This is a genomic window from Cupriavidus sp. 8B (assembly GCF_054589115.1).
This window is the reverse complement of record NZ_BAAILO010000088.1, coordinates 22796-28907: the sequence shown is the minus strand read 5'-3', so window position 1 is coordinate 28907 and position 6112 is coordinate 22796. Positions and strand designations below refer to the sequence as shown.

At 59.5% G+C, this 6112-nt stretch carries 5 protein-coding genes and 1 pseudogene; 1 reads left to right on the top strand and 5 read right to left on the bottom strand.

The window, feature by feature from the left end; translation table 11 throughout:
• Positions 1-88 precede the first annotated feature (88 nt).
• The 5 genes and pseudogenes from ACYP5B_RS08380 to ACYP5B_RS08360 form a co-directional block, all read right to left on the bottom strand.
• Positions 89-486: pseudogene (locus ACYP5B_RS08380) on the bottom strand (PDDEXK nuclease domain-containing protein); the annotation flags it as partial.
• 767 nt (positions 487-1253) lie between these two features.
• Entirely contained in the window at positions 1254-3110 is a 1857-nt protein-coding gene (gene rpoD, locus ACYP5B_RS08375) for an RNA polymerase sigma factor RpoD (protein WP_459569266.1), read from the bottom strand.
• A gap of 148 nt (positions 3111-3258) precedes the next feature.
• On the bottom strand, positions 3259-4404 hold the full coding sequence (locus ACYP5B_RS08370; protein ID WP_459569265.1) for a DUF1275 domain-containing transporter: 1146 nt from the start codon (positions 4402-4404) through the stop codon (positions 3259-3261).
• Positions 4405-4469: 65 nt separating this feature from the next.
• A complete protein-coding gene (locus ACYP5B_RS08365; protein ID WP_459569264.1) occupies positions 4470-5285 on the bottom strand; it encodes a fused MFS/spermidine synthase in 816 nt (271 codons plus the stop codon).
• Positions 5286-5322: 37 nt separating this feature from the next.
• Positions 5323-5553 (bottom strand): HPr family phosphocarrier protein, encoded by a 231-nt coding sequence (locus ACYP5B_RS08360; protein ID WP_459569262.1) that lies wholly within the window; start codon positions 5551-5553, stop codon positions 5323-5325.
• A 313-nt stretch (positions 5554-5866) separates the two neighbouring features.
• Between ACYP5B_RS08360 and ACYP5B_RS08355 the strand changes: the two genes are divergently transcribed.
• Positions 5867-6070 (top strand): CopG family transcriptional regulator, encoded by a 204-nt coding sequence (locus ACYP5B_RS08355; RefSeq protein ID WP_267600412.1) that lies wholly within the window; start codon positions 5867-5869, stop codon positions 6068-6070.
• Positions 6071-6112 lie beyond the last annotated feature (42 nt).

The following is a 6112-nucleotide window of genomic DNA, read 5'->3' as shown; positions in this document are numbered from 1 at the left end:
ACACCAGCCTCCAGCGCGCCTTCCCTGGTCACTCGGCAGATCAAGCAGCAAGCACCAACGAAATCGGAATAACCCGCAGATCGGAACAATCGAGATAGAAGTCCTCGCCCCCCACTTCGAGATGGACCTGGCGGCCAACATAGGCAAAACCGGCCCCAAGTTCGAGTGGTCGACCAGCGCTGTCTCCAAATCTCGCTCCGTCGCATCGGCACGCAGGCTCAGGAAGTCGAAGACGTAGGGATCCTTGAGTGTGGCCCGCGCCAAATCCGACTGCGGCGACGGCAGCTGGGCGGCGAAGTTGTTTGGCGCCTGTGCCGCCCGGTCGACTAGGCGAGTTTCGATCTGCGCCACCAGTACGGCGCGGGACCAGCCGTGCGCGACCGCCTGCTGTGCGTACCACTGGCGCTGCTCGACCGATTTGAGCTTCTGCAGCAGCACCTGGTTGTGTCCCCAAGGCAATTGTCCAACAAGCTGTTGGACAATTGCTGTACCGAGACGATATGGTGGTCCGGTCCCAGGTAGTCGATGAACTCGTGCACGTAGGCGACATAGTCGTCGAGATGAAAGGCGCCCTCGGCGAGCGGGACTTGGCGGCCATCGCGCCAGTCAGTGAGATTGACGTCGAAGTCTGGCAGCGTGGCCCGCACCGTGTCGCGTAGCAGCGTGGCGTGGTGGCCGGAGAGCGGCGCGACGAGCAGGATGACCGGATGGCTATGACGCGTCGCGCGCTCAAAGTGGAGCAGGCGGCAAAACGCCTTGTCCAACACCACCGTTTCGGAGGCCGAAACGCGGTTGCCATCGATCAACGTTTGCGTCAGACCGAATTGCGGTTTGGGATAGCGCTTCCATAGCCGCACCAGCAGTTGACACCCGGCAGCGAGATGGCGGGTAGGGATGGCTGACGGCGCGTTCTCGAAGGCTCCCAAGAAGCTGGCACTTGCCTGCAGCCAGGGAAGGAACGGCACCCACGCAGCTCTATGCAGTTCATATAATTGATACAAAGTTGTACTCCTCTTCAACCGCCATGATTCCAGTGCTCGGCATCGCTCTTGACGGGAAGCCTCGACATCTCTTCCGTTGAGGTCGTCACCGGTCCACAGCAGTCATGGCATCCAGGGGGGCACTCGAATGAGGGAATCCGTGAGCGAAAGAATCTAATTTTTTGACTAATCATTTGTGCGTCTAACCCCATTGACCTGTCCGCGTACCTCTGGTCGACCTGCCGGCCTGCTAACGCATCGCGTGCGAAGCGCTCACGACTCGCCGCGATAGGCATTCAGGCGTTCGGTGCTCTCGGGCTTCCGTAGCTTTCGCAGGGCCTGGCTTTCCAGTTGCCGAATACGTTCGCGGGTCACGCCGAATTGCAGGCCAATCTCATCCAGCGTGTACTCGTTCGCCGTGCCGATCCCAAAGCGCATCCGCAAAATCTTCGCCTCCCGCGCACCCAGCGTCGACAAGACGGCTTCCAGGTCCCGCTTGAGCCCCGCTTGAACTGCCGCATCAAGAGGAGAGGCGGTGATCTCGTCCGCCAACGTGTCTCCTAGCAACGCATCCCCGCTCTCCCCAACCGGCATATCAAGCGATACCGGCTGCTTGACAACGTTCAAAATGGACTTGATCTTCTTCTCGCTCATCCCCATCTTGGCCGCCAAGACATCCGGCGTCGGCATTGCTCCGGTTTCACTGAAGCACTCGCGCGAGGCCCGATTGATTTTTCCAACGACCTCCACGAGGTGCATCGGGATGCGGATGGTGGGTGCCTTGTCAGCAATAGAGCGAGTCACCGCCTGGCGAATCCACCAGGTCGCGTAGGTCGAAAATCGATAACCACGGCGGTAGTCGAATTTATCCGCCGCCCGCATCAGCCCGATGTTGCCCTCTTGAATGAGATCCAACAGTGGCAAGCCACGATTGATGTATTTCTTGGCGATTGAGACGACCAGGCGAAGGTTAGCCTCGATCATCTCGGCTCTTGCTTGGCGAGCCTTGACCTGCGCTCTTGTCACCAGCCGGCCGACTTCCCTCAGATCCTCAAGGGGAATAGCGGCGCGAGATTCTATGGCAAGCAGTTGTTGCTGCAGCGCCTGGATTTCCAGAATCTGCCGCGGCGGCAAACCGTTGGGGGTAGGACAGTTCGCCCCAAGCGCTTCCGGCCAGTCGAACTGGATTTCACGACCCTTCAAGCGCCGCGCGAACTCATCGCGTGTCATGCCGCATTGATCGGTCAAGATCCCAGCGAGTCGCCGTTCGGTTTGACGAACGTCCTCAAGATGCACGTTGAGGACTCGGCTGAGCCGCTCAATCGCGATGGGGCTGAAGCGCAGCTTGGCGAGCACACATCGAAACGCTGCCAGCGCCTGCATATCGCGGAGCGTGCCACCTTCATGAGGCCCGTGGGATGCGGTCGGTTCGATAAACCGTGCTCGTACGATGGCGAGCCACTCAAGTACATCACGCTTCAAAGCGGCAGTCGACGTCGCCTCCGAGGCGGTGTTCGGACTCTGGGCGCGATCATCGAGCTCGGTATCCTCCTCACCTACGCTGGCGTCGAGATGTAACCCTGTATCCTTGCCCGGATTGTCAGCGGGCACGGTTTGGGCATCGACGACGTGATCAACGAGCTCATCTACGGACAACTCGTCGCGCTCGACTTGCTCGGCCATGGCTAAGAGCTCGGAGACGACGGTTGGACACCTCGCCATTGCGTCAACCATTTCCATGATTGCCTCTTCATGGCGGGTTGCGATCTCTACCTCGTTCTCGCGCGTTAGCAACTGGACGGCGCCAATTTCCCGCAGATACATCTGCACGGGATCGGTGGTACGACCGAATCGGTTATCGCTCTGCGTGATGGCTGCGGTAGCTTCCTCCAATGTGGCCTCATCGGAGCTTGAGACCGGCGCGTCCTCGATTAACAGCATCGTGTCGGCAGGCGCTCTATCCACGACCTCAATGCCAAGTTCTGCCAACATCGCCAGAATTCTGTCGGTAATGCTGGCTTGGTCCTTGCCGTCAGGAAGATGATCGCTGATTTCACCGTGGGTCAGGAATCCGCGCTCCTTGCCGAGGGCGATCAGCGTAATCAGGTTCGTTTGTTGGTTATCGTTCATCTGACACACAAAAGTCGGGCACGGGAGGCGCACCCCTTCACAGCACTCCCCAAGCACGTTATCGATGGCTCCAGGCCATCACGCCGTTCCCAATTTGGCACCAAGTTGGCCGACCGTGGGTACGTCACTCCTACTTCGAGCGTTCGAGTCAAACACGCAGGCGAGCCAACCAGGCCACCACCGTCGCGGCCGCGCCAAGCCAGAGCGCAACAATCACGACGACCGCAACGCGACTGACGGGGCGCTCCGCAGCGAGCGCTGCGGCGGCGCGATGCTGTTCCATCACCTCAGCTGGGATCAACCGGACCACCAGCAACACACCGAGGGGCACCAGCACCACATCATCCAGATAGCCCAGGATCGGGATGAAATCCGGAATCAGGTCAATGGGAGATAAGGCATACGCGGCCACCAGCAAGGCTAGCGCTTTCGCGTACCAAGGCGTGCGAGGATCGCGCGCTGCCAACCACACCGCGTGGACGTCTCGCTTGACCTCGCGTGCCCATGCGCGCGCGCGTGCGGCCAGCCGCGGGAGGAAATCCGAGCGCAACATGTGGATTCGCACATCATCCATGACGGGTACCGCACCAAGGGCGAGCAGCAAGGTGGCCAATGGGAAGGTGACGCTGAACCCAACATGCCGAAACCCCACAGCCCCAACGACACCGCCGGTGAAGAACAGTGCGACCAGCGTCACGAGCACACGCAGTTTTCTCCGGTCGGCCAGCACAATGGGCTTGGCGGCATCGGCTTTGGCCAGGTTCCAGTAGAGCAGCTTACCCAGTTCAATGCCGATGTCGGTGACCATCCCCGTGATATGCGTGGTCCGGATCTCGGCCTTCGAGAGCTTGGTGATCATTGCATTCTGCAACCCCATGATGAAGCAAAGCACCATGACCGTCGCCGGCACGAACAGCCATTCGTGATGCTCGAGATTGCTGCCTAGCAGACCAAAACATACCAGCAACGCCGCCTCCAGCATCAACGGCAGCGCATATTCGCTGTGCAGGCGCTCGCGCCGCCCCCAGTTGATCAAAATCGCAGAGCAGGCCGCGCCCGCCAGAAACGATAACAAGGCACCGAGGCCGTCCAGAATGAGCCCGACACTGCCGAGCGCCAGATTGTCGGCCATGGCGGACACGATGCCCGACATATGGGAGGTGTACTGCTGCACCGCCAAGAATCCGCCTGCATTGGTGGCGCCCGCCACAAAGGCAAGATAACGCGCCAGTTGCCGGTTGGCTTCTGGACTGCGCTCCCTTCCAGTCAGTCTGCGCAAGTATCGGATCGGCATGGTCGCATCGGTGGGCGTTACCTTCGGTTCAGACCGTGTCTATCCAACATCGGCCCGCAAGCTCATCAGCCCGTGAGCTTTTGCCAGAATGTGTGATCTGACGCGAGCCGTTTGCCCTGTTTCAGACGACGCGCGGCCGCGCGCAGATTCAGGGGATGCGCGGTTTCCAGTATGCGCGCGCGCATCAGCAGTTCGTCCAGCGAGGGAAGTGCCCGCGCGCTCTTCCAAGCGAGCAGCGTGTAGTTGCAACTGTCCTCAGACAGGGAAATGGAAAATGAGTCGCCGAACACCGAACGAACTTCGCCCAGATAGGAAGGGATATCGGAATCGCTGTCGAGGAAGTTCGCGACCAATACCCCATCGTCGGCGAGCCGGGCATGGCACGCCGCGTAGAAGTCCGCGCTGCCCAATTGTGTCGGCATGCCATGTGCGAGAAAACCATCCACCAATATGACTTCCGGCCGCGCTTCCTGATTCTTGACATACTCGGCGCCATCCGCGCAAACCACCTCGAGCCGTTCGTCGTCGGGCGGAATGTGAAACGTATCGCGCAGTGCAATTACCGCCGGATCGATTTCGATGGCGACAACCTTCGCATTCGGAAGATGCCGATAGCAATACTTGAGTAATGATCCCCCGCCAAGGCCGATCATCGAGATCCTGGTCGGTGCCGGCTGCAGCAATAAAAACGCCATCATCGTCCGCGTGTAGCCAAGAACAAGCTTGTCGGGGTCGCGTCGCGACATGATGCTTTGGGTAGCCAGCGCATCGAAATGCAGTGAAATTGCAAGTGGGGTTTCCAGTACCGTCGGCGTGCCGTCGTCGGGGGCTTCGGAGAGAAACTTTAAGTAGGCTTCAAAGGACGTGCGATTGGGGTCCATGTGGGGAGCTCGATCAGGCGTGGTGGTATTCAATTCCTCACTCCGTCAGCAGCGCGGCGATGACTTTCACGGCAGCGACTTCATCCGGGCCGGTGGCCTGAATACGCACCTGGGTCCCCACCCGCGCCGAGAGCCGCATCACGTCCATCACATTCTTGGCGTTCGCCGAGCAATCATTGCTGACAAGCAGGATCTCGGACTCGAACTGGGCGGCGGTAAAGCTTAGCCGCGCTGAGCCGCGACCTTGCAAGCCCATGCGATTGGTCATTTCAATTGTCGCGTCTACCACGTCGCCCTCAAATAAAAAAAGCGGCCTCTAAGCAACTTGCATACATTAGGCCTTCTGGCTTGCCACCGTTGGCCAAACAGCCAAACAAGCTCGCCTGGGTATGCACGAACAATGCCAGCGAGCGCACCATAGCTCACATTGCGAGGCTTTCCATGCCTTCCAGGCTTCTGTCGGGGGCCAATACCTGCGACCCCATCTTGGGGACACGAAGCCATGTAACCACAGGCTGCACCGGGCCGCACAGTTGTATATAATGATAACGCTATTATCATACAACACTATTCTAGAGCGCATGGAATCCAAGACCGCCCGTTTCACCGTGTTGATCGACCCCGTGAAGAAGAAAGCCTTTGAAACCCTGTGCGCGGCGCAGGATCAGACGCCGTCGCAGGTGGTGCGCCAGTTGATCCGCGACTATTTGGAGCAGCATGGGGTGGTCTATGCCACCCGGCCCCAGGTTGGCGCTACGGTTCTTGCGAAGAAAGACCGCGAGTGACCGATGTCCGCATAGCGGACTACCAGCCTCACCCTGCAGGTC